Source organism: Paraburkholderia kirstenboschensis, assembly GCF_032806925.1.
Classification (GTDB): Bacteria; Pseudomonadota; Gammaproteobacteria; order Burkholderiales; family Burkholderiaceae; genus Paraburkholderia; species Paraburkholderia kirstenboschensis.
In genome coordinates this window covers 1,429,645-1,447,925 of the sequence record NZ_CP136512.1, presented here as the reverse complement: position 1 = coordinate 1,447,925, position 18,281 = coordinate 1,429,645, and the positions used below count along the sequence as shown (strand labels likewise).

The window sequence follows — 18,281 nt, the reverse complement described above, 5'->3', positions numbered from 1 at the left end:
GCGAGGATAAACTTATCCCCAGTTTTTGTTCACAAGTCCGTGGATAAGTCTCTACCCACAGCGCTGAACCCCACGCCATTAGGCTTCGCGAGCCATGTGAGGGGAAATTGAGCATTCCCCACACGCCGCCAAACATCATTCCCCCACGTTTCCCCACACGCTGCGGTGCGGGGAAACTGCCTTTCCCCTCAATGGGAAAGGGCCGACATATTAGACATGTGTTCTGCAAAGCATTCAAGCTAACGGCGATTCAGGTGCCGCCTCTACAAGTCACTTGTTGAAGCAGAAAGCTGACGGGTTGGTTGTGCACGCTGCGGTGCACACACGATGGGAACGCCAGCAACATTCCCCACGACGCGCGCGATGATAGGGCTACAGCTCCCAGCGCTGTCCGTCTTCCGTGACCAGCCAGGGCGTACGGCAGCACGGGTCTTCAAGCACCGGGATGCCATTGAATTCGCACCCGTCATACTGGACGCCGGAATGTCGCATGTGCAGGTCATCACACAGCGCGCGCTTGTGCTCAGGATGAGGAACCAGTTCCAAGGGTTCCTCGCCCCGGTACTCTTTCAGATACCGGTAAAGCCCATCCGTGATAAAGGCACAGGCGCTCATGCCTGGCCGGAAACTCGACGTCATAAATCACACCCCATGATTTTTGCCGGTTCACGCCGCCGCTTCTGCGGGGGCGCGTCTGGCTGCCTTCGGCGCATGCTTGCGTGCCTGCCAGAGATCGTAGTCGAGCTGCATCCCGAGCCACAGGTCAGCCCGACCACCTCGCCATTACGTCACACACCAGCGGGTGACGCCAATGTGACGCCACCGATGTCCCTTCAAATCGCTATCAACCTTCTGAAAGCTTGCCTAACGGGCTTTCCGTGAACGTCATGTACTGTTTGAGATCAGGTTGGCCCATTGACAAAAGCTTGACGATCCCGCCACCGAACCTGCGCACAAATTCGTCATCAATGTTGAAGTTGATCTCGTCCAGCAAAACAGGTATTTCACTTGCCCCCTTCAAAGCTGAAGACAGCCTTTCAGGCATGACGCACTGCAAGATCAACTGTTGGCGATTCTCGTCGTACGTCACCACTATTGAACACGGCGGAAACTTAGTCATTTAATACCCCCGGCACTCTCGATAATCGTTCCACGCATTCTGCTTGCAAAGCGCTTTCCCTTTTTCGCCACCCATGACGTAGGCGAAGTTATCGCACCGCTGCATCTCCACCTCGTATTTGGCATGGCAGTATGTTTCACGCCACTCGTTATCCCCACTGCTGCCACATTTAACCATTCCACCGTTATCGCTGCCCCCTTTGGACAGGCTGCCTGCGGTCACAATTGACTAGCGCCAGATGGAGGCGTGACGTTCTGTCCCGAATCGTAGACTCGCAGTCGTTTGGTCACGCCTTAGCGGATCATCTCACTGGGTGGCAACCGTCTGAACGGTTTCTCTCCCTCAACGCTAAGTCCGTATCTCAGTCGGTGATTCCGCTCACTCTTTGCCCCTCGGGAACCAGGTCAGGGTGCTCCTTGTATATCGGTATAAGTGCCTTCTCGAAAACGGTGTACATCACCTCTCCAACTGCAATTTTGAACTTCTCCAGTTCGTCGGCAGAACACCTTGTCTGCACAAGGGAAACAGCATCGTCGAGGGCGCCATTTATCGCCAGCATCCGTTCGCTCACTTCAAGAGCCAATGTTCTGTCGTGGATCATCTCTTTAATTCCTTCGCAAACGATTCGCATCAAAATCTTGCAGCCAGAGCGACAGTGCCCTGACGGCAAGATGGTAAGCACGGCTGGCCTCAAATTCTGGGGCATCCTCTCAGTTCAGCACAGTCATTGACACAGTTCCAGAATTTAATTCCGAAGTCGCCAGTTGGTAATGCCGTAATTGAACATTTTTCTCGACAAGCCGTCCTAACGGCGTTGCAATCAGAATCGTCTTTGCATTTGACAAATCCTGATGCTTGTACGGTATCGTTCGGGAATATTTTTGCATACAGCGTGCTCCGCTGGGACAGGTTTGGAGTCAACACCGGAAACGGCAGTTGGTTCTGCGCTGCGACCTGCAGTTCCACCGGGCTATCTGCGACAGGCTTCCCGGTCTGCGCATTGATGTAAAGGTCGTGGAGGAATAGCGACCACGCCGGGAAGGCCTGGATAAAGCCGCATTGAGTACAAAGAGCGCTTATGGTCGCAGTCCCGTCGGACGCGAGCGATCTCGTTCACGTCATCGACCACATCACCGTCCTCATCCAGCAGCTCGACCACCACGCCGACCCACTGCCAGTCGTCGTTGCACCAGCCGCGCACGAATTCGAAGTCACGCCGCACGGCTTCCGCCGTGATTTCTCCCCTGGTCAGGGCTTTGCCGGTCGCAGAGCGGTCGTGTCCCGTACTCCACCTTGTCCTGCCGGATGCCGTTCTCGACGTGATACGTCGCCTTGCGCACGACCCGCTTCCCGGCAAGTGACCTGATGAGCGCCGCCTTCTCCTCATCGCTGAGTCCCCAGCCATCGCGGCGTGCGATCTTCATCGTCTCCTGCACGTCGTAGTAGCGACGCGAGTCGCGATCCTTAGTCAGGACTCGGCGCGACAAGCGCTCCGGCGAGATCGTGTTGCGTGTTGCGTTACAGGAAAAACTTATCCACAGTTTTTGTTCGCAACCCTGTGGACAACCTCAGCAAACCAACACCAAGTAGTTGATGGCACACCGCAATCCCGCGCCGTCTCCGCAACAGTCAACCCGATACAGCATCGCTGGAAAGAACGCCCCTCACCGCACCCCATCCTTGCGCCGCAGCGACTCCGGCAACCCACGCAGCACGATCAATGCACAAATCACACTCATCGTGCCGATCACATACAACGCCGGCGTAGTGCTGCCGGTCAGATCCCGCACGCGCCCAACCATGATCGGACTCACGATTCCCCCGAGCTGACCCAGCGTATTGATCAACGCGATGCCGCCAGCCGCGCCGGCCCCTGTCACCAGTTTAGGCGGCAGTGCCCAGAACGCCGGGATAGACGCCACCACACCTGCGCCCATCACGGCCAATGCGACGATCAGGAAGCCGGTCTGCTTATCGAAGAAACCCGCGGCAAAGAATCCGATTGCCGACATCACGAGCAGCCCGAAAACGAACTTGCGCCGCTCCCCGGTTGCGTCGGACAGACGCCCCACCACGACCATGCAGATCGCACCGCATACATAAGGCACCGCCGTGAGCAAACCAATCAGCGTCGAATTGTGCGTGCCGGCCACGCGGATTAGATGCGGCGCCCAGAAATTTAATCCATACGACGCAACCTGAATCAGAAAGTAGACGAGCCCCAGCGTGAGAAAGCCTGGCGTCCTGATCGCTCCGAGCAGCGAATGCCCGGTGTCGGGATGACGGCTTTGCTGCGCGATCTGCTCAGAAAGAAACGACTTTTCGGCGGGAGACAGCCAGCTCGCGTCCTCGATACGGTCCTTCAACAGCTTCAGCACGAGATAACCGAGCAGCACGCAAGGCAGCCCACCGAGCAGGAACAGCCAGTGCCATCCGGGCATCCCGAGCACGCCGTTCATATGCCCGATGACGAGCCCCGCAAGCGGCGCACCGACCAGCCCCGAAAACGCCGACGCGAGAAAGAGCATCGACGTGATACGCCCACGATAGCTCGGCGGAAACCACAGCGTGAGGTAATACAGCACGCCAGGAGCGAAGCCCGCTTCCATTGCGCCGATCAGAAACCGCAGCCCGTAAAACTGCCATTCGGTATTGACGAAAACCATCGCCGCTGTGGCGAGGCCCCACGAAATCATGATCCGTGCAATCCAGCGCCGTGCGCCAACCTTATACAGAAACAGATTGCTTGGCACTTCGAACAATACGTAGCCAATCACGAACAGGCTCGCGCCAAGACCATACGCGGTGTCGGACAAACCGAGATCGCTTTGCAACTGGAACTTAGCGAAGCTGATATTGATGCGGTCGAAAAACGCAAACAGATAGCAGATCATGATGAGCGGCATCAGCCGCCATGCCACTTTGCGGATGATTGCCGCCGCGCCGTCCGCGCTTTGCTCGCGGCCGCCGGTTGCGATTGCGCCGAGGTCACTCATGTTCGTCTCCAATGCCGGATTCGGCGATGCCGTCCGGTCGTTTAGTGGATCAAGGAAGGTTAGATTTGCAGCACGTAGTCCGGCACCGGATGCAGGTCGCTGTTGCGCCCGGCCTTCGCCACCTGCCCGGGAACGTCATGCCCGAGCAGATCCGGCAGTGCCCGCGACAACGCAAGCAGCTTCTCCAGATCGATGCCGGTCGGGATGCCCATCTCGTCGCACAGATTCACCAGGTCTTCCGTGCAAATGTTGCCGGATGCACCCGGCGCGAACGGACAGCCGCCGAGGCCGCCCAACGCGGCGTCGAAGCGGCGCGCGCCGGCTTCATACGCAGCCAGCACGTTCGCGAGCCCAAGTCCGCGCGTATTGTGAAAGTGGAGCGTGAGCGCGGAAGGCGTCACGCGTTCAAGCACTCGCGTCACGAGCCGCGTCACCTGGCGCGGATTCGCCATGCCGGTCGTATCCGCGAGCGTGATGCCCTCGATGCCCATCTCGCGATACGTATCGACAATGCCGACCACGCGGTCTTCGTCGATCGTGCCTTCGAACGGACAGCCGAACGCGGTCGCCACGGAGGCATTGAGCAATACGCCCGAGTCTTTCACGTGACGCACGATGTCGCCAAACGCCGTCAGCGACGACTCGCAACTCATGCGCATATTCGCGCGGTTGTGTGTCTGACTTGCCGACATCACGAGGTTCAGTTCATCCGCCTTCGCAGCCAGCGCGCGCTCGGCGCCCTTGAGGTTAGGCACCAGCGCCACATAGATCACGCTCGCCCGGCGCTCGATCTGCTGGAACACCGCCTCGCCGTCACGCAACGCCGGAATCGCTTTCGGCGATACGAACGAGCCCGCCTCGATGCGCGTGAAGCCCGCCGTGGAAAGCGCGTTGATCAACGCGATCTTGTCGGCGGTATCGACCCATGTGGGTTCGATCTGCAAGCCGTCGCGCGGTGCGACTTCCTGCACGATCAGCTTGTCGGCGGGTTTGGTGTTCAACGCACTGTTCGATGCGTGGCTCATTGCACGGCTCCTTCGCGGCGCAGCCGCTCGATTTCTTCGGTTGCAAATCCGAGTTCGCTCAACACGCTGCCGGTATGTTCGCCAAGCGCGGGACCTTGCCAGCGCACCTCGCCTGGCGTATCCGACAACTTCGGCACGATGCCCGGCATCTTCACCGATGCACCGCCAGGCAGTCGCGCCTGCAACAACATGTCCCGCGCCTGGTAGTGCGGATCGGACACGATGTCCGCGACCGAATAGATGCGTCCTGCGGGCACTTCGGCGCGTTCCAGCGCGGCCAGGACCTCGTCGGTGGAATGGTGCGAGGTCCATGCGGCGATGGCCTCGTCCAGCATCGCGCAATGCCTGGCGCGGCCGTCGTTGTGAGCTAATGCGGGATCGTCGGCGAGATCGGCGCGGCCGATCGCCTGCATGAGACGCCGGAAAATCGGATCGCTGTTGCCTGCAATCACCACGTAGCCGTCGTCTTCGGTGGGATACGTGTTGGACGGCGCAATGCCCGGCAAGGCGCCGCCGCTGCGCTCGCGAACGTGACCGAGCAGGTCGTACTCGGGCACGAGGCTTTCCATCAGATTGAAGACGCTTTCGACGAGCGACACATCGACCACCTGGCCCTCGCCCTGTCCCGTCTTCACGCGAAGCAAGGACATCAACGCTCCGATCACGCCATGCAGCGACGCGAGCGAATCGCCGAGACTCACGCCGACGCGCGCCGGCGCGCCGTCCACTTCGCCCGTCGTGTAGCGGATGCCGCCCATCGCTTCGCCGATCGCGCCGAAGCCCGGCCTGTCGCGATACGGACCCGACTGTCCATAGCCGGAGATACGGACCATCGTGAGCTTGGGGTTGATCGCGTGCAGCACGTCCCAGCCGATGCCGAGCTTTTCGAGCGCGCCCGGACGCAGATTTTCGATTACAACATCGGCCTCGGCCGCAAGCCGCTTCACGATCTCGACACCATCCGCCGATTTGAGATTCACGCAAACCGATTTTTTGTTGCGCGACTGCAGATACCACCAGAGCGAGGTGCCCTCATGGAGCTTGCGCCATTTGCGAAGCGGATCGCCGGTTTCGGGCGCTTCGATCTTTATCACGTCGGCGCCGAACTCGGCCATGAGGCGCGCGGCGAACGGCGCGGCAATGAGAGTTCCGATCTCGACGACGCGGATACCCTGAAGGGGTCCACCCATGTGCTGTCTCCAAAGCAGTTTTCTGTTGAGAGACAGCTTGCAGGCATGCCGCGGCAGCGTCCAACCGCAATTCGCCAACGACCGTTCGCGAACGGCGAACGCTCACCTGCGGCGCGGATTCATGCCGCCGGGGCTTGCCGAACGTCCGACGCTTCGACCGAACGCAGATGATCGAACAGCAGACGGCTCACCGGCGACAACGCGTCGACGTCGCGCACGACCAGCACGAGGCTGCGTTCCGACCACTCGTCTTCGAGTGGCGCGCCGACCAGTCCAAGCGGACGGCCCATGAGTTGATAAACTTTTTGCGGCAATACGCCGACGCCCATGCCGGCTTGGACCATCCGGCAAACCGCGTCGAAGCCCGGCACGTGAATGCGCAGTCGCAACGGCTTGCCGGCCTGGCGCGCGGCCATATGCGTGCGTGCGTTGATGGAACTCGCGGCGTGCAGGCCGACGTGATCGCCGTCGAGCGTTTCCGCGAAAGCAACGCTTTTGCGCGTAGCCAAAGGATGATCGTCGCGCATCACAAGCACGAGCGAATCGTGCCGATAATGCTCGACGTGCAAGTCGCGCGTGTCGGCGTCGCCGGAACAGATGCCGAGATCGGCCAGGCTGTCGTCCACTGCTTCGACCACGCCACCGCTCGGCCGCTCTTCCAGATCGAGCTTGACACGCTCGTGCTCCAACTGAAACGCGCGTAAATCTTCCGGCAAGAATTCGACGATCGCCGACAGGTTGGCCATCATCCGCACGTAACCGCGCACGCCGCTCGCGTGGCCCGCGAGTTCAATACCGATGTTCTCGATATCGCGCATCACGCGCCGCGCGTGATGCAGCAGCGTTTCGCCGGCCGGCGTGAGCGACATGCCGCGCGCGTTGCGTTGGAACAGCGTGGCGCCCACCGCCTGCTCGAGTTCGAGCAGGCGCTTACTCGCAGCCGAAACAGCAATCGCCTCGCGCTCCGCGGCGCGCGTGAGCGTGCCTTCCTCGTAGACGGCAAGGAATAGTTGAAGCGTCGTGAGGTCGAGCTTGCGAAGAAGGTTCTTGATCACCATGGCGTGGCGCCGGGAGTTCTGTCAGTGCTAATCATCCCATATGCAGCCGCACAGTCGCCGTCGCCAGACTGCAATCATTCCAGGCCGAGCCAGCAACTCCGTGTGAAAATCCCGCAACGACAACGCGGGCACTGATTCGAGAAACATGAATGCGTTCAGTCATGACCATGAGTTGAGTCCTTGATTGCGCGAATGAACGGAACCGCTCGACGTGCAGCGCGAAAACGCGTTTGGTATGCTGGTCGCCGGGCATTTCATGCGGCTCCACCGTTCGTTCGATCAAGTCCAGTATTGATCAACGCGCTTGCCGCGATAATCGCCGCGAACGGTCGAACACGGCCAATCGCACGGCGTCGGCTGCCATGGCTCTCGCAGTTAGCCCATCGTCAAAGGAATCATTCGATGCCCACCGTCGCGATAGCGATTTTCCCCGGCGTGCAGGCGCTCGACGTCGCCGGGCCGGTCGATGTGTTCTCGGAAGCGAACCGCTTCGTCACGCCCAAAGAGCGCTACGAGGTCACGCTGCTGAGCGCGGAGCAAGCGCCGCTGCGCGCGTCGAACGGCATGACGCTAATCGCCGACGCCACGTTCGATCAAGCTCGCGAGCCGTTCGATCTCGCGTTGGTTGCGGGCGGCCCCGCGCTGCCCGAAGGCGAGCCGCCCTCGGCACCCTTGCTCGACTGGTTGACCTACGTCGCGCCTCAATGCGGACGTTACGGTTCCATTTGCACCGGCGCTTTCGCGCTTGGTCATGCGGGCCTGCTCGATGCACGCAACGTCACGACACATTGGCAACACGCGGCCCAACTCGCTGCGCAGTTCCCGAAAGCCCGCGTCGATTACGACCGCATCTATCTGCGCGATGGCCAGTTGGTGACGTCGGCGGGCGTGACTGCGGGCATCGATCTGTCGCTCGCGCTCGTCGCCGAAGACCATGGTTCGCACATTGCGCTGGCAGTGGCGAAGCGGCTTGTCGTATTCGCGCAGCGGCAAGGCGGCCAGTCGCAATTCAGCCCGTACCTCACGGCACCCGTCGACGAAACATCGCCGGTCGCGAAAGTCCAGGCGCATGTAATGGAGCGCATCCACGAAAGCTTTACGGTCAAAGAACTCGCCGATGTCGCGGGAATGAGCGCCCGTAATTTTGCGCGCGTGTTCGTGCAGGAAACGGGCGTGACGCCGCATGAGTTCGTCGAGCGCGCCCGCGTGGATGCAGCGCGCAAGCTGCTCGAAAGCAGCGGCGCTGCGCTAAAGACGATCGCCTACGATTGCGGTTTCGGTACGGCCGACCGCATGCGGATCGTCTTCATGAAAAGAATCGGCGCAACGCCGATGCAATATCGCGAGCGCTTTCGGGCCACCTGAATACCGTCCATGAGCCGCGCCGCTGCGCGCGAGAAACATGCATGAGAAGATAACGCCCTGCTCAAGCCAATGCTCAAGGAACGACATGAACCTCTCCTCTCCGATTCGCGCGATCGTCACCGGACACACGCGCGGCCTTGGCGCGGCGATCGCTGAACAACTGCTGGCACGCGATATCGCGGTGCTCGGCTTATCACGCTCGCGTCATGCATCGCTCAAACAGCGTTTTCCCGCACTGCTCGAAGAAACCGAACTCGCACTCGCCGATACTGCACGCGTCGCTCAATGGATTGCGACCGATGCTTTGCGCACATTCGTCAGCGGCGCGGACACGGTCCTGCTGATTAACAACGCGGGCATGGTGCAGCCAATCGGTCCGATCGAAGGACAAGACGTGGTGGACATTGCCACTGCCGTCAGCCTCAACGTGGCCACGCCGCTCATGCTGGCAAGCGCGCTCACCGCTGCAAGCCCGGACGCGAGCGATCGGCGCATCATGCATATTTCGAGCGGCGCGGCGCGCAATGCTTACCCCGGCTGGAGCATTTACTGTGCGACGAAGGCGGCGCTCGATCATCACGCGCGCGCCGTCTCGCTCGATGCGAACCGCGCGCTGCGCATCTGCAGTCTCGCGCCAGGTGTGATCGATACGAATATGCAAGCGGAGATTCGCGGCACCGGCGTCGAACAGTTCCCCATGCGTGAGAAGTTCCAGGACCTCAAGCGCAACGGTCAGCTTTCCACGCCCGAGCAATGCGCGGCTCAATTGCTCGACTACGCACTTAGCGATGCATTCGGTGAAACGCCCGTGGCCGACATCCGCGAAATTGCGAAGCCGGCCTGATGCGTCGCCAGTATCGTGGCTCCCGAAAAACCTCACCTTTGAGCGCACGCGGCGATGATTCTCGTGCTTTTGCGACGGGTCATCGCGCGAATCACGCTCTTTATTCGGGGAGTTTTTCGCGCGTTGCTTCGCTACGTGCTGGTAGTGCAAAGGCGGACCTCGCGCTCCCGAAAAATCTCACCTTCGGCACGAAGTGATCAACGCTTCCCAGATGCCAGCGTTTTCCGCACTCCCGAAAACGCTCACCTTTCGCACTGAGGGACAGGCCGCAAAGCCATACTGTGCGGGGCGCCGCTTCGCCCAAACAGACGATTCCCGAAAACTCTCACCTTTCGGATGCGCGAATGATCTGGATACCCAGGTAAGACGCTGTCGCACGCGATTCGATACAGAAGGACTCGTGAGCGGCGAATCGTCCGACTACAGCAACGGTGAGGCGGCCTGAGTCTGACCGCTCACGGTCGATGCAACGGCCGAGGCGCTCCCGAATTCCCTCACCTCTGCGCCAGCGACGCAGGCCGTGGAGCCTGCTTGCACCACCGCGCCGGCTGGACTTCTAGCAAATTTTCCGCATTTTTGCAGCGAGAAGCGTAGCTAGCCGAGCGTTTCGACCTGTCGCCCACTCCCTCCCGAAAAGCCTCACCTTTGCCCTCGCGCTCGTGCATCAACTCGCGAGCTTGCGAAACGTCTCGAGAACCGCGTCGCCTTTAAATGGCTTCACGATCCAGCCTTTGACACCCGCCGCCTTGCCGCGCTCTTTCATCGCGGGACTGCTTTCCGTTGTCAGCATGATGACGTTGACGGTCTTGTTCGCGAGTTCGCCGCGAATCTTTTCGACCATCGTGAGGCCGTCCATGTTCGGCATGTTGACGTCGCTGATCACGAGCTTGATGCCCGGACTAGCCTTCAGTTTCGCGAGGCCGTCCTTGCCGTCCACCGCGGTGTCCACATCGAGACCGTTCTTCTTCAGAAAGCCGGCCACTTCGTCGCGCACCGTGCCTGAGTCATCCACTACCGGAATTTTCGACATACGTTTCCCTTCATCAATCCGTCAGAGATCAAAACAGTTCCAGCTCGCCGCTGGTTTCTTCAGTGGCGCTCGTGTCCGCGATAAAGTCGAGAGGCGCGTACGCGCAAACGCATAGGGTCGCCCCAAGCAATCTCGCTCATCATGGCCTGCATCCGGCTGAGTGGCCGCGTGATCTGACGGTAGAGCAAAGCGCCGATCGAAGTCAGCAGGATAATCGCGATGCCGGTCACGACAGCAATGGCCGTCGTCGTGGTCGCCAGTGTCGCGTTCAGCGCTGTGATCGCTTCGTCCTTCTCGCGGTTCTTCTCCACACGCAGCGTTTCGACAATACCCTCGAGTTCGTCTCGATACTGTGCGACGTTCGCAAACAGATACGCCTGCGCGAGTTCATTCTTGCCGTCGGCTTTCTAAGCGATGACTACAAACTTTTCTCCGCATCCGAAGCCGCAATTTTATTTCTCAAGTTTTGGGCGGCTATGCCGTTGCAGGGGGTCCGTTGCGTTTCGTGTCCTCACCATTTACTAGCTCGAAGGCGGAACGCGGGGTAGAGTCCGCCGCTCCCGAATATCCTCACCTCAAAGATAAGGTGCGGCCACAGGTACGCACATTCTCACCCCCTGTCTCCCGAATGTTCTCACCTGACAGCGCTGGCGTGATTTCAGCTGCCCTCCCATCCGCCGCCCAACACCTTGTACAACGTCACGAGATTGGACTGCCGCGACAGGACGTCCGTCGCGAATTGCTGTTGCGCCGTGTAAAGCGTGCGCTGCGCATCGAGGAACGTGAGGAAACTGTCCGTGCCCGCCTTGTAGCGCGCCTCGGCAAGCGTGTAGTAGTTCTGCGCCGACGTCACGTATTCGCGGTCCGCCTGCACCTGATCCACATAAGTAGCACGCGCCGTGAGCGCATTCGACACCTCTTTGAACGCTGTCTGAATCGCGCTCTCGTAGTCGGCGACCTCGATCTGCTTCTCGATCCTTGCCACATCGAGCGATGCCTTGTTGCTGCCGTAATCGAAGATCGGCACCGAGACGCTCGGCGCGAACGCCCATGCGCCGGTGCCCGCCTTGAAGAGATTCGAGAGCGTCGAACTCGACGTGCCGGCTGTCGCGGTCAATTCAATTTTCGGAAAGAACGCCGCGCGCGCCGCACCAATATTCGCGTTCGCGGCCTTCAACGCATGCTCGGCCTGCAAGATATCCGGACGACGGGTGAGCAGCAGCGAAGGCACGCCCGCACCGATGTCCGCGAACATCGACTCGTCGTCGAATGCGCGCGCAGGCGGCAAGTCGCCGGGAATCGGTGCGCCGATCACAGCGGCGAGATTGTTGCGGTCTTGCGCGACGGCACGCCGGTACGACGCAACACTTGCCTTCGCGCTCGCGAGCGAGTTCCGCGCCTGTTGCACGTCGAGGAGCGATGCATTGCCGAGTTCCTGCACGCGTTTCAGGTTTCGACGCCGACTTCGGGCGTCGTTTGCGGTGGGCCGTGGCCGGACTTGTCGCCGCAAGCCGCCAGCATCAGAGTGGCGGCGACAGCCGCGGCAAGAATCGCGAAGCGGGGCGCGCGCGTCGGCGATAACAACACCTTGGAAAACCTGGCATGCTCGGGCATCCTTCGACCGGATTCGACAAAGGGCCGTCTGGTATGCGTCGTGGGTTCAGTCGGAGCCACGCGACGCCGCGCCAGCGGCAAGGCATGGCCCAGCATAATGAGAGGCGTCTTACGGTGGCTTAGGCAAGCATTACGGGCTGTAACGCAACTCGCGCAACTCGCGCAATACGCGCAATTCGCGAACGCAAAGCAGGGGCGCGCCGAATGAACGGCGACGTCGTAATAGACGGTAAGCTCGCAGAAGAATCGGGAAGCGCCGGTGCCGCGCAATTCGTTATATTTGTGTAAGGCGGCGGGCGCTGCGCCGTCGACAATGTCCACATTGACCCGGGTTCAGCTATGTCAGACGCGCCCCTCCAGGTTCTACTGGTCGACGACGACGCCGACCTGCGTGACCTGCTGCGAACCTCTTTCAGCAACGCGGCATTGAAATCTCCGTGTTGCACGACGCCAACCATCTGGCACGCCGGCTCGAACGCGAACGGCCGTCGATCATCGTGCTCGATCTGATGATGCCGGGCGTCGACGGACTCAGCGCGCTCCGGCAACTGCGCGCGAGCGGCGACACCATTCCGGTGATCATGCTGACGGCGCGCGCGGACGGCGTGGACCGCGTGATCGGCCTCGAACTTGGCGCCGACGATTACCTCGGCAAGCCTTTCATGCCGCAGGAATTGCTCGCGCGCATTCACGCGGTGTTACGGCGGCACTCGCAACCGGCGGCGTCAGTCGCGGCGCCGCTCGAAAAGCGCGAAGCGCTGCGCTTCGGCAGCTTCCGTCTCGACTTCGCGAGCCGCACGCTGTTTCGGGGCGACGAGCCGCTCAAGCTGACCGGCAGCGAATATGCGTTGCTCGAAGTCCTCGCGCAACATCCGATGGAAACGCTGTCGCGCTCGAAACTCGTCGACCTGCTGCATGGACCGCATTCTGAAGTGACCGAGCGCGGCATCGACGTGCCGGTGTGGCGCCTGCTCGAGGACGATCCCGCCAGCCCGAGACGCATCCAGACGGTACGCGGCATCGGCTATATGTTCGTGCCCGGCAGCAGTGACGATGAAAAATCCCTTTAACACGCTGTTTGGCCAGCTCGCGTTGATGACGGTCGGCCTGATTGTGATCGTCCATCTCACTTCCTTGCTGCTCGTGGACCGTGAACGCGGCCAGATAGACACCGGACATGCGCAGCGCGCGCTGCTGCTTGCGATGCAGGCGCAGCACGAAAGCGCGGTCTCCGCTTCGCAACTCTCCGCGACGCTCGGGGTAGTGATCGTCAATGCGAGCGATGCCATTCCATACGGTTGCCCGGCGCCGTGCCGGAACACGTATGGCCCGTTCGAAAACGCCTTGCGCGCGAAGCTGCCGCCGGCAAGCGAGGTCGTTGCGGACGCCGGCAATGGCAACCTCTGGGTGCGCTATGCGGGCAACCCGGCGTGGCTCAAACTCGAAAACTCGATGCTGCCTGCGCGCCGCTTCCTCGGCGCATCGGCCATGATGCTGGTGTTCGCCGTGATCCTTGCGCTGGCCGGCGCGTGGTATCTGCAACGGCCGCTGCATCGTCTGGCGATCGCCGCGCGCGAATTCCGCCTCGGGCACCGGGCGCCGGTCGTGCCGGCGAGCGGTCCGCGTGAAACGAGGGAACTCATCGACGATTTCAACCAGATGGTGCATGAGCTCGCCCAAGCCGAACAGGAACGCGCGGTGATGCTTGCGGGTGTCGCGCATGACTTGCGCGCGCCGATCACGCGGATGCAGGTGCGCGCGGACTTGCTGCCGGACGAAGCCAATCGCAGAGGCTTCTTGCGCGACGCCGAGTCGCTGTCGCGCATCGTCACGCAGTTTCTGGATTTCGCGCGAGGCCCGGAACGACTATCGCGCCGTGCGGACCGTCGCCATGGCCACCGCCCGGACCACCACCGCCAGGACCGCCGCCGCCCGGCGGCGGCCCCCACCAGCATCCATTGAGGCTTGCGCTCAAGGCGGCGAGTGTCGCAATTGTCGCGATTGCCAACAGCATTTTCATACTTTCTCCTTCGATTGATTCACAGTCACGCAGGGCTGCCCGTTGCAATTCCGGCAGCAGCGCTGCGACTGAGTCCGCAAGTTATCAATCAACGAAAGATGATGTTTTACGGCGCCGTTACAACCCGCGCGTGAAATGCGCTGCTTCATGCAAGCGCATCGGCATCTCGAGCCGCGGTGCATGCGGCATACATGGCATGTTCATGCGCGGCGGAATTGCGGTTCGCGCGTTCACGCTTTGTTTGAATATGGAAGTGGATGTAAGGAGATTGGGCGCGCACAAGGTGTGGGAGTCTGATTGTCAGGTACCTCCTGGAATGGCTCACCTTTGCGGCAACCTCCTGGAACTCCTCACCTTTGCGCGTGACGCCGGGTGACAGCGCCGCGAGGAATGCTCAAAGGTGCGGCGCAAATCCTGGCATGACTCACCATTGCGCACTTGGCGCCCTCTCCTGGAACGTCTCACCTTTGCGTGGACGACGCCGAAAGGTGATACCGTCTCCTGGAATTCCTCACCATCCTGGAATTGCTCACCTTTGACGGCGGCATGCGCACAGTCTGTTTTGTCCTACGACGCGTTATCTCGTCAGCTTGACGACGTTCGAAAGCCCCGGTCCCGGTGATGAGCCGAAGCTGTAAGTGGAGCGGCCACTGCGCTTGGCCACATACATGGCCGCATCCGCGACGTCGAGCAGTCCCGCGACTGTCTGAACCCGGTCGGGAAAGGTGGCGATGCCGATGCTCACGCCAATCGCAAAACGACCGCCATACTCTTTGTCACCGACTGCGCGAACGCTTGAAACCAGGCGGTCCGCGAGTTCTCTTAACCTGGAGTCGTCACCGCAATCGGTCGCCAGCAGAACGAACTCGTCGCCGCCGACACGAGCGAGCATGTCGTTCTGGCGCGTCGCCGTGCGCAGCGATTCGGCGAGCCGACGCAGCAGTACGTCGCCGGCGCTGTGGCCCATCGCGTCGTTGACATTCTTGAAGCCGTCTATGTCGAGATACAACAGCGCGATGCGCCGCGAGGCGGCCTCATCGTCCGAGAGTGCGTCGATGGCGGAAAGCAGGCGGCGGCGGTTCGGCAGTCCCGTCAAAGTGTCCTGCGCCGCTTGCTGATTGAGTGCATTGGAATACGCATGCACCCTGGCGAACGCGCGACGCTGTATATAAACCGTATAAACCATCAGGCAGCACACCAGCACAGCGATTGCTACCAGCGCAGCGCTTCCGAACACGAGGCGCTGGTGCGCGTCTTCTGTGGCCACCCTTCGTCTTTCGCGCCAGTCGTTCAGCAACAGGCTGAGGTCCTGGCGCAGACCGTCCATGTAGAGCTTGCCTTCGTTCGTCTGCACGAGTGCGACGGCGGCTGTGCGATTGCCGCTGCGAGCCAGTTCGATGGTGCGCGCGAGTTCCGTCACCTTGTCGGTCTTTGCGTGCTCGACGCGGCGAACCAGTTCGAGAGATCTCTCGTCGCTGCCCGCCGCCTGCTGCAAGCGCAGCACGGTGTCGTCAAGATCGCGGATGCCCTCGCGGTAAGGTACGAGGTAACTTTCGTCGCCCGTCAGCAGATAGCCCCGCTGACCGGTCTCCGCGTTCTCCAGATCGTGCAGCACGCGGTTGGCTACGCCGAGCACGGCGAACGCTTCCTCGTCGCGCAAACCGTCGGCGACGATGATCCTCGCTTCATACACGAAGAGGCCGGCGGCGATCAGCAAGCCAAGGGTCATGCTGACGTACAGCACAATGAAACGGTTACGATCGGCTTTCGCGGAGCGAAACAGACGCGCGGGCACAAGAGCTCCAGGGCGGTGGGGGAAAGGATGCAATCATACTGGAGAGCCATGACGGGTTCTCGTCGGGGTGGCAAGTGAACCGCCAGGGCCGCTTCTTGTTCGTTGTTCGCCGTTCGTCAAACACATGAACTGCCCGCTACCCGCACGGCCTTGCGCTCATCACGGCAGTTGCCGTTTGCCGGCAAACGCGGCGGCGTGATCACTGCGGAACGGCGAAAATTTCCACTGAAGAATCGTTTCCTGTACTACCTGTGCGACGCTCAAGTAACGCTTGGGAGCGCGGCTTCGTGGAGGCTCGCGTGTGGGGTGCATTTAATCAGAAGAAGGCTTACCAAATCCTTGCGAATAACGCTTCACTTCGCTGACAACCTTGCCTATTTTCATAGAGCCACCAGCGAATCCGCAGCCCCTTGCGGCGCACTCCACACAGACTTTGCATAAGCTCCGCACGCCTGATGCGAGACCGCTAGTGCGCAACCTTCGCCGACGCCGGCGGTTGAGCGCAGGCGCAGACCGCCGTGAACAACAGCCGCGTCCGCTCATATGATCTTTTGAAGGAGACAGCAATGAGCACGAATCTCTCGGTGGTTAAAGGTGCATACGAGGCGTTTCAGCGGGGTGACATTCCCGCGATACTCGAGGTCATCTCGGACGACGTGGAATGGCGTGTCGTCGGACCCGCTTCGCTGCCGTTTCCAAGAGAATGCCGCAACAAGAACGAGGTGGCCGCGTTCTTCAAGTCGCTGGCGGAAAGCGACGACATCGCAGTATTCGAAGCGCGCGAATATATCGACGCCGGTGACGATATCGTCACGCTAGGCTTCGTGAAAGGTACGATCCGTTCAACGGGCGAAGCCGTTGAAAGCGAGTGGATTCACGTCATGACACTCAAGAACGGCTTGCTGACGCGTTTTGTCGAATTCTTCGATACGGCATCGAGAGGCGGCCACTAGCCCGAGGTTGCGCGGGACGCGGCTAGAACTTCACCTTCACCTGGAAGCCGATAGTGAACGGAAGGTCGTCGGAAGGAATCGGCGGGATAACGATGAAGTTTGCGCCGACGCGCTTGTACTCGACCATGACGAGCGGCGCGAGCACCGGTCCGATTGTATGGTCGCGGCCGAGTCCCCAATTGCCATAGTTGTAGCCGGAGATGACGCCGCCCATCGCCGCGATTCGCACAATGCCCCAATGCAGGAAATCGGGCGACCAGACGCCGCCGCCGTAATACGACGGCCGGCGCAGCGAATTGCGAAAGCCGCCGGCCGTCAGCGCCCATTGATTGTTGAGCCAGCATTCGACGCCAAGCCCCGGATTGAACTGCTCGAAATGCTTGTCGGGGTCCGGATTGATGTGATACGAGCCCAGCATTGCGTCGACCCAAACGCCGCCCTCGCACCAGTTGCCTGCGTGTGCTGCCGATGTCCCGAGGCCCGCGACGAGCGCGAACAATGTGTGGCTAATGTGCTTGCGGATGTCCTTGCCGATCTGCCGAAGATGCATGTCCTCTCCATCACCGGTCGAGCGCCGGCGTGATGCTGTTTGGTATTTGTGCGTGCCGCCCGTCGCGCACTGTACCGCAAGCCACTCATGCGATGTTGAAGACGCACTCGGGCTTGGGGGCACAAGACGTGCCGGCAAGCAGCAGCACAACCATAACGGAGGACTGATGGCAAAGCGGTGAAGGCGACGCGCCCGCCTTCACGTTGCGTGGGAAATGTCTAGAGCCCGAGATCGGAGAGACCGGGATGATCGTCGGGACGGCGGCCGAGCGGCCAGTGATACAGCCGGTCCGCTTCACGAATCGGGAGGTCATTGATGCTCGCGTGACGGCGCGCCATCAATCCGTGTTCGTCGAACTCCCAATTCTCGTTGCCGTATGAGCGGAACCAGTTGTTCGAGTCGTCATGCCATTCGTAGGCAAAGCGCACGGCGATACGGTTATCGGTGAACGCCCACAACTCCTTGATCAGACGATAGTCGAGCTCCTTCGCCCATTTGCGGCGCAACAGCCCGACGATTTCCGCGCGGCCATGCGTGAACTCGACGCGGTTGCGCCACACGCTGTCCGGCGTGTACGCGAGCGACACGCGTTCAGGATCGCGGGTGTTCCAACCGTCTTCAGCGGCGCGTACTTTCTGGATCGCGGTGTCGCGTGTGAACGGCGGCAGCGGTGGGCGGCTTTCGATTTGATCGGCCATGAGGTTCCTCGCTATATGGTCAG

At 60.9% G+C, this 18,281-nt stretch carries 17 protein-coding genes and 3 pseudogenes; 5 read left to right on the top strand and 15 right to left on the bottom strand.

Annotated elements, in window-relative coordinates:
• Window positions 1-372 precede the first annotated feature (372 nt).
• The 8 genes from RW095_RS15305 to RW095_RS15270 all read right to left on the bottom strand — a co-directional run bounded on the left by RW095_RS15305 (window position 373) and on the right by RW095_RS15270 (window position 7,389).
• Window positions 373-639: a hypothetical protein gene (locus tag RW095_RS15305; RefSeq protein WP_317019759.1), complete on the bottom strand. Its 267-nt coding sequence runs from the start codon at window positions 637-639 to the stop codon at window positions 373-375.
• Between the two features lie 205 nt (window positions 640-844).
• A complete protein-coding gene (locus tag RW095_RS15300) occupies window positions 845-1,120 on the bottom strand; it encodes a hypothetical protein (protein WP_317019758.1) in 276 nt (91 codons plus the stop codon).
• Between the two features lie 361 nt (window positions 1,121-1,481).
• Window positions 1,482-1,721, bottom strand: coding sequence for a hypothetical protein (locus RW095_RS15295; RefSeq protein WP_013591288.1), 240 nt, complete (start codon window positions 1,719-1,721; stop codon window positions 1,482-1,484).
• Window positions 1,722-2,331: 610 nt separating this feature from the next.
• Window positions 2,332-2,607, bottom strand: coding sequence for a hypothetical protein (locus tag RW095_RS15290; protein WP_317019757.1), 276 nt, complete (start codon window positions 2,605-2,607; stop codon window positions 2,332-2,334).
• 177 nt (window positions 2,608-2,784) lie between these two features.
• Window positions 2,785-4,116: an MFS transporter gene (locus RW095_RS15285; RefSeq protein WP_317019756.1), complete on the bottom strand. Its 1,332-nt coding sequence runs from the start codon at window positions 4,114-4,116 to the stop codon at window positions 2,785-2,787.
• A 59-nt stretch (window positions 4,117-4,175) separates the two neighbouring features.
• The gene (locus RW095_RS15280; protein ID WP_317019755.1) at window positions 4,176-5,141 is read right to left on the bottom strand and encodes a hydroxymethylglutaryl-CoA lyase; all 966 of its coding nucleotides are present in this window, start codon (window positions 5,139-5,141) and stop codon (window positions 4,176-4,178) included.
• Window positions 5,138-6,331 carry a CaiB/BaiF CoA transferase family protein gene (locus RW095_RS15275; RefSeq protein WP_317019754.1) on the bottom strand — a complete coding sequence of 398 codons (1,194 nt, stop codon included), beginning with the start codon at window positions 6,329-6,331 and terminating at the stop codon, window positions 5,138-5,140. Before RW095_RS15275 ends, RW095_RS15280 begins: the two co-directional genes overlap by 4 nt.
• A gap of 119 nt (window positions 6,332-6,450) precedes the next feature.
• Complete coding sequence (locus RW095_RS15270; RefSeq protein ID WP_317019753.1) at window positions 6,451-7,389, bottom strand: LysR family transcriptional regulator; 939 nt, start codon at window positions 7,387-7,389, stop codon at window positions 6,451-6,453.
• A 402-nt stretch (window positions 7,390-7,791) separates the two neighbouring features.
• On the opposite strand from RW095_RS15270, the gene RW095_RS15265 reads away from it, so the two are divergent.
• Window positions 7,792-8,754, top strand: a complete 963-nt coding sequence (locus tag RW095_RS15265; protein WP_317019752.1) for a GlxA family transcriptional regulator — start codon at window positions 7,792-7,794, stop codon at window positions 8,752-8,754.
• An 85-nt stretch (window positions 8,755-8,839) separates the two neighbouring features.
• Window positions 8,840-9,598: an SDR family oxidoreductase gene (locus tag RW095_RS15260; protein ID WP_317019751.1), complete on the top strand. Its 759-nt coding sequence runs from the start codon at window positions 8,840-8,842 to the stop codon at window positions 9,596-9,598.
• A 664-nt stretch (window positions 9,599-10,262) separates the two neighbouring features.
• Here RW095_RS15260 and RW095_RS15255 read toward each other — a convergent pair.
• From RW095_RS15255 to RW095_RS15240, 4 genes and pseudogenes are all read right to left on the bottom strand, one after another.
• Window positions 10,263-10,628, bottom strand: a complete 366-nt coding sequence (locus RW095_RS15255; RefSeq protein ID WP_317019750.1) for a response regulator — start codon at window positions 10,626-10,628, stop codon at window positions 10,263-10,265.
• Window positions 10,629-10,711: 83 nt separating this feature from the next.
• A pseudogene (locus tag RW095_RS15250) lies at window positions 10,712-11,035 on the bottom strand (chemotaxis protein CheA); the annotation flags it as partial.
• A 251-nt stretch (window positions 11,036-11,286) separates the two neighbouring features.
• Window positions 11,287-12,069 (bottom strand): annotated as a pseudogene (locus tag RW095_RS15245) (efflux transporter outer membrane subunit); the annotation flags it as partial.
• A gap of 5 nt (window positions 12,070-12,074) precedes the next feature.
• Complete coding sequence (locus tag RW095_RS15240) at window positions 12,075-12,338, bottom strand: hypothetical protein (protein WP_317019749.1); 264 nt, start codon at window positions 12,336-12,338, stop codon at window positions 12,075-12,077.
• Window positions 12,339-12,581: 243 nt separating this feature from the next.
• Between RW095_RS15240 and RW095_RS15235 the strand changes: the two are divergent.
• Both RW095_RS15235 and RW095_RS15230 read left to right on the top strand, forming a co-directional pair.
• Window positions 12,582-13,312, top strand: a pseudogene (locus RW095_RS15235) (response regulator).
• Window positions 13,296-14,204 (top strand): HAMP domain-containing protein, encoded by a 909-nt coding sequence (locus RW095_RS15230; RefSeq protein WP_317019748.1) that lies wholly within the window; start codon window positions 13,296-13,298, stop codon window positions 14,202-14,204. The pseudogene RW095_RS15235 and the gene RW095_RS15230 overlap by 17 nt, the downstream one beginning before the upstream one ends.
• 635 nt (window positions 14,205-14,839) lie before the next feature.
• Here RW095_RS15230 and RW095_RS15225 read toward each other — a convergent pair.
• Complete coding sequence (locus tag RW095_RS15225; protein WP_317019747.1) at window positions 14,840-16,057, bottom strand: diguanylate cyclase domain-containing protein; 1,218 nt, start codon at window positions 16,055-16,057, stop codon at window positions 14,840-14,842.
• A gap of 566 nt (window positions 16,058-16,623) precedes the next feature.
• Here RW095_RS15225 and RW095_RS15220 point away from each other — a divergent pair.
• Window positions 16,624-17,010: a nuclear transport factor 2 family protein gene (locus tag RW095_RS15220; protein ID WP_317019746.1), complete on the top strand. Its 387-nt coding sequence runs from the start codon at window positions 16,624-16,626 to the stop codon at window positions 17,008-17,010.
• Between the two features lie 22 nt (window positions 17,011-17,032).
• Here the strand turns inward: RW095_RS15220 and RW095_RS15215 are convergent, their stop codons facing one another.
• Both RW095_RS15215 and RW095_RS15210 read right to left on the bottom strand, forming a co-directional pair.
• The gene (locus RW095_RS15215; protein ID WP_317019745.1) at window positions 17,033-17,560 is read right to left on the bottom strand and encodes a lipoate--protein ligase family protein; all 528 of its coding nucleotides are present in this window, start codon (window positions 17,558-17,560) and stop codon (window positions 17,033-17,035) included.
• A 218-nt stretch (window positions 17,561-17,778) separates the two neighbouring features.
• Window positions 17,779-18,258, bottom strand: coding sequence for a nuclear transport factor 2 family protein (locus RW095_RS15210; protein WP_317019744.1), 480 nt, complete (start codon window positions 18,256-18,258; stop codon window positions 17,779-17,781).
• Between the last annotated feature and the right edge of the window lie 23 nt (window positions 18,259-18,281).

Bases quoted from the DNA above. Each gene is read 5' to 3' on its own strand.
- RW095_RS15215 (WP_317019745.1), bottom strand. From the start codon at position 17,560: ATGCATCTTCGGCAGATCGGCAAGGACATCCGCAAGCACATTAGCCAC.
- RW095_RS15240 (WP_317019749.1), bottom strand. From the start codon at position 12,338: ATGCTGGGCCATGCCTTGCCGCTGGCGCGGCGTCGCGTGGCTCCGACT.
- RW095_RS15280 (WP_317019755.1), bottom strand. From the start codon at position 5,141: ATGAGCCACGCATCGAACAGTGCGTTGAACACCAAACCCGCCGACAAG.
- RW095_RS15300 (WP_317019758.1), bottom strand. From the start codon at position 1,120: ATGACTAAGTTTCCGCCGTGTTCAATAGTGGTGACGTACGACGAGAAT.
- RW095_RS15260 (WP_317019751.1), top strand. From the start codon at position 8,840: ATGAACCTCTCCTCTCCGATTCGCGCGATCGTCACCGGACACACGCGC.
- RW095_RS15255 (WP_317019750.1), bottom strand. From the start codon at position 10,628: ATGTCGAAAATTCCGGTAGTGGATGACTCAGGCACGGTGCGCGACGAA.
- RW095_RS15265 (WP_317019752.1), top strand. From the start codon at position 7,792: ATGCCCACCGTCGCGATAGCGATTTTCCCCGGCGTGCAGGCGCTCGAC.
- RW095_RS15285 (WP_317019756.1), bottom strand. From the start codon at position 4,116: ATGAGTGACCTCGGCGCAATCGCAACCGGCGGCCGCGAGCAAAGCGCG.
- RW095_RS15305 (WP_317019759.1), bottom strand. From the start codon at position 639: ATGACGTCGAGTTTCCGGCCAGGCATGAGCGCCTGTGCCTTTATCACG.
- RW095_RS15275 (WP_317019754.1), bottom strand. From the start codon at position 6,331: ATGGGTGGACCCCTTCAGGGTATCCGCGTCGTCGAGATCGGAACTCTC.
- RW095_RS15295 (WP_013591288.1), bottom strand. From the start codon at position 1,721: ATGATCCACGACAGAACATTGGCTCTTGAAGTGAGCGAACGGATGCTG.
- RW095_RS15210 (WP_317019744.1), bottom strand. From the start codon at position 18,258: ATGGCCGATCAAATCGAAAGCCGCCCACCGCTGCCGCCGTTCACACGC.
- RW095_RS15230 (WP_317019748.1), top strand. From the start codon at position 13,296: ATGAAAAATCCCTTTAACACGCTGTTTGGCCAGCTCGCGTTGATGACG.
- RW095_RS15270 (WP_317019753.1), bottom strand. From the start codon at position 7,389: ATGGTGATCAAGAACCTTCTTCGCAAGCTCGACCTCACGACGCTTCAA.
- RW095_RS15220 (WP_317019746.1), top strand. From the start codon at position 16,624: ATGAGCACGAATCTCTCGGTGGTTAAAGGTGCATACGAGGCGTTTCAG.